Annotated in this window: 5 protein-coding genes and 1 pseudogene; all 6 read left to right on the forward strand. The window is 36.1% G+C overall.

The features are described from left to right. Nucleotides 1–242, forward strand: a pseudogene (locus tag DVW06_RS16645) (plasmid recombination protein); the annotation flags it as partial. Nucleotides 243–690: 448 nt separating this feature from the next. After that, the gene (locus tag DVW06_RS16650) at nucleotides 691–1,665 is read left to right on the forward strand and encodes a replication initiation factor domain-containing protein (RefSeq protein WP_137264907.1); all 975 of its coding nucleotides are present in this window, start codon (nucleotides 691–693) and stop codon (nucleotides 1,663–1,665) included. Continuing rightward, nucleotides 1,662–2,081, forward strand: a complete 420-nt coding sequence (locus DVW06_RS16655) for a hypothetical protein (RefSeq protein WP_002368182.1) — start codon at nucleotides 1,662–1,664, stop codon at nucleotides 2,079–2,081. Before DVW06_RS16650 ends, DVW06_RS16655 begins: the two co-directional genes overlap by 4 nt. Before the next feature lie 8 nt (nucleotides 2,082–2,089). Continuing rightward, nucleotides 2,090–2,398: a hypothetical protein gene (locus DVW06_RS16660; protein ID WP_002333831.1), complete on the forward strand. Its 309-nt coding sequence runs from the start codon at nucleotides 2,090–2,092 to the stop codon at nucleotides 2,396–2,398. Between the two features lie 3 nt (nucleotides 2,399–2,401). Beyond that, the gene (locus DVW06_RS16665) at nucleotides 2,402–2,764 is read left to right on the forward strand and encodes a hypothetical protein (protein WP_137264908.1); all 363 of its coding nucleotides are present in this window, start codon (nucleotides 2,402–2,404) and stop codon (nucleotides 2,762–2,764) included. A 220-nt stretch (nucleotides 2,765–2,984) separates the two neighbouring features. Beyond that, nucleotides 2,985–4,235: plasmid recombination protein (locus DVW06_RS16670; protein ID WP_137264909.1), on the forward strand; the 1,251-nt coding region annotated here is incomplete at its 3' end.

Consider the following 4,235-nt stretch of genomic DNA (forward strand, 5'->3'; position numbering starts at 1 on the left):
CAATTGAAGCAGAAAATCAAAAATTGAAAAACGAAAATCGTTCCTTACGTCAACGATTGGATCAACTGAAAAACGCGTTTCAAAAGTCGATCACTCGTCTGTCTATCCGTTTTGGTCTTGTAGAAAAAGACATGGGGCTATCTGAAGAGTTAAAAATATTAGATCGAGAAAAAACATTAGCTAGTCAGCAGAATGGTTCAGAACGTAATATAGGGTGTTCTGAGAGTGAGATGGAGTGGTAAGGAATATCGTGCAGTCAACGGTACCGGAGGCGGTTTGTGCCGAGGATAAGGAGTTGACGGCTAAACCACTAGCCTTTTAAGCTGACATTTGCTAAAAAATGGCAAGTCCATTTTTTGGCCAACTTAGCGTTAGCGAAGTTTGGGGGCGCCCTTTTCAAAGGGTGCGGTTTTATTTTTTGGATATTTGCATAGCTAAAGAGAAGTGCTATTATTGAGTTAGCAAACAAATGAACTGGAAAAAGAGCAAAAAAATAAGTCGAGCAACGCTACCAACGTTCTCGACCTTTACGGAAACTATCCCAACTAGTCCCGTAACTTCTTAATCATTATACGAATATTTTTAGATTTCTTCAAGACTAGAGATTTTTTGGTAATGAATTTTTAAGAGTTACGTGAACTTTTGAAAATTCTTTCCAGAAGTCTCTTTTTCTTTGAGGAGGAATAAAATTTGAGTAAACGTGGCACGATCATAAATGAGTGGGAAAATTTAACAGCCCTATCTAACAGGCGGTTAAATGTAAAAACTTTTTACACCCCCTTGAAAATACGGTGGTCAATTGACCGAATTACCATTGTTGGAAAACTGAAAGAAAATATTTATTATCATACTCAAAATGATGTATTGATTTTAGACTTTGAACAGTTAATGCGACTGAATGAAAATAATGGTTATGTTAAATCTGTTGGTCTAAATGGTTGGCAAATTGTGGATAAGCATGATGAGAATATTGCTTACATTGAAATTTTGAAATATCAAGAAGGTCAAGGGCGAATTGACTTTAATCCGAATAAAATTAATCAGTTTTTAGCTAGCTCTATGAAGAATTTTATCCATGATTTATTTTTGGAGCCGCATTTTTCACGTGCAGATATTGCTTGCGATATAATTGACGTACCAGATGATTTCATTACCCAATATCGGGTGGTTGATCCTGTATCGTTTAAACCAATTTATGGTCGGTCTGGCAAGTTAGAAACTGCTTATTGGGGCAGTCGTGCTAGTGAACGTCAAATTCGGATGTATAACAAAAAATTAGAACAAGAAAGAAAACGGAAAATTGTTCCGAAAGAAATCGAAACTTGGTGGCGTTTAGAATTGCAGTTGCGACGTGGGAAAGCCACTGATTGGCATGAAATGGTTCACGAAAGTTTGGATAGTTTTGCTAGTCCACACTTTTTACCAATAGATACAAAACATACAGATAGAATTATGATTGCTGGTTTAATGTCAGACCATTCTTTATGGTCGGGGTTAACTAGACCAACCAAATACAAATATCGAAATTTGTTAAAACAAGAGAGTCAGAATGATGAATTGACGAATCATTTACGAGAAACATTTTCGGAATCGGCAGACGATTTAAAAAAAGAATTAGACACATGGCTTCAAGGACTTGATGTAACGGAAGTAGGTGCTGAATGAGTAATCCAGTAGAAAAAATGACCATAAAAAACCTTGCTGATGAGTTGGGTATATCTAAAAATACAGTGCGCAATCAACTGGTCAATGCAGGTTATGACCTTGCTCGGTATAAAGATAATGGGGTTATCATGTTAGACAAGGAATTGATTGGTGTTGTGCGGTCAATTTATCGGTCAAAAGGTGGTCAATTGACTGGTGATTTACCGGTCAATGATGCAGGCAATGATTTCCCGTTAGAAAAAGAAAATGAATTTTTGCGTGAACAATTAGCGGAAAAAGATAGGCATATTTCTGAATTAACGGAAATGATTCGTGACCAACAAAAATTGACTTTGCTTCAGCAACAAAAAAACGATCAGTTGTTACTAGAAAATCAAGAATTAAAAAATCGAAAATGGTGGCAATTCTGGAAGTGAGGTGTGACATGGATAAAATTGATTTGAGAGAAGAAACAGTCGATAGAATTGAATTGATGTATGAACGGTTAGCTGATTATTTGAATTTGCCGGATGAAGATAATTATAGTGAAATGCTTGAACGAATTATGGATGTTCTCAACTCGGTTATCAATGCTGATCTAGCAAAATCTTCAGTTTTGACTAATGAATTTGTTCATAAGCATTTAGCGCAAACAACTGATGAATCAGAAAAAGAATTTTGGTTGAAATTAATGAGTCATGTTATGCAGTTAAACCAAATTTCCGTTATTAATTCCAAAGAAAAGGAGATGTAGTTTATGGGAATGACTTTAGCAGATATTAAAGCGCAAGAAGAAAAATTAAAAAAAGAACAAGCGAAACTTCGCCAACAGAAAAAACGCTTGATTGAGAAAGAAAATGCTGCAATGGGCAAGGCTCTTCGCAAGCGTTTTGGGTTTGAAACTTTTGCTGATTTTGAGCGGTGGTTATCGTCAATTTCTGACGATCAGCAACACGAAAAAACAGTGGATAATGAGTGGCTTGCTGATGAAAAATCAGCGCCAAGCGAACGAGATTATCCCGATGAATCTGACGGCTTATTCGGAGTGATACCGAATAAGAAAAGTCAGATGAGTGAGAGTAAATTTACGTCAATATTTAATGACGTGAATTTACGATAAGCGATTATTTTGCGTGAAGCAAAATAAAGCGTAAAAGGAGTTGAAAGCGTGACACGATTTCGGCTCCTTTTTTCGTTGTCACTTGTGACAGCGAAAACCCTCGGAGAGCGTTTGGAATTGTGACAGCCATGTCACAATTAGGAAAACGTTACTCTTTGACAAAGAGTAACAGAAAGGTTTACAATCTTTTTATTAGCGACAGCCGAAGGAGGGTTTTAACTTGGGGTTCAGTATTTCGTTCAAAAAGGGAACAAAGAATACAAGCATTTCTCATAATAATCGTGAGTTAACTGATAGCCAAAAAATCAATGACTGGCATAAGCATATTGATTTCACAAAATCGGATGAAAATATCTATTTGGAACAAACAAATATTCGTGAAAAATATGAAGAATTATTTGGTGAAGCCGTAGAAAAATATAATGCAAAGCAGAAAAGAGCCGATAGAAAAATCGAGGACTATTTAGCAAAGGTTCGCAAGGATAAAAAATTGGAACCACAGCGAGAATTTATCGTGCAAGTTGGTACTCTTGATGATTTTCGTACTACTCGTGATGATGGTTCTTCTACTGGCATATCGGAACAACAAGCAGAACAAAATCGAGTGATTGCCAATAAAATTTTGGTTCAGTATTACAAGGAATTTCAAGAGAGAAACCCAAATTTGGCTATTTATAATGCTGTTATTCATAATGACGAAATAAGTCCGCACCTACACTTGAATATTGTACCTGTTGCTGAAGGTTACAAACGTGGTGTTCAGAAACAACCAAGCTTTAATAAAGCCTTGCAACAGCAGGGTTTGAAGGTAGATAAAGAAAATGGTCGGGTGCTTTGGAATAATTTTAGGAATCAAGAAGTTGAATCAGTTGAGCGCTTGATGGCTGATTTTGGGTGGGATCGTGAGTTAGTCGGTACCAACAAAATTAAAGATATTCACGAATACAAAGAAATCATGAGTGAGATTTCAGAATTGCGTCAAACGGTCGTAAAAGAGCGTGAGAGCGCTTCTGAAGAAATGAGGGATATTTCTAAGCAAAGAGAAGAAAATGAGCGAGAAAAGGCTCTGGTGGCTTCTGAGAAAGCGAAAATTGAGGAAAGTAAGAAATCAATTGTTAGTTTGAAAAAAGAACTGAATGTTGTATTCCAAAAAGATCTTGTGCCACTAAATAGTTTTGAAAAACTATCAGATGGTTCTTATCGCTTATCTAGTGATGATTTCGTAGATTTGTATCAAAAAGCTTCAAACGCTACGAATAGTAAAAAATATGCTGATATGGCGAATGAATCACTTGAAACTGCAGTGAATGAGAATATAAATCTGTTTGATAAAAACATGACGCTGGAAGAAGAAAATTCTCTTTTGAAAAAACAACAAAAAGTTGATGTTTCAGCAATTGAAGCAGAAAATCAAAAATTGAAAAACGAAAATCGTTCCTTACGTCAACGATTGGATCAACTGAAAAACGCG

The sequence above is a fragment of the Enterococcus sp. ARL09-542 genome, assembly GCF_005234805.1.
Taxonomy (GTDB): domain Bacteria; phylum Bacillota; class Bacilli; order Lactobacillales; family Enterococcaceae; genus Enterococcus_D; species Enterococcus_D gallinarum.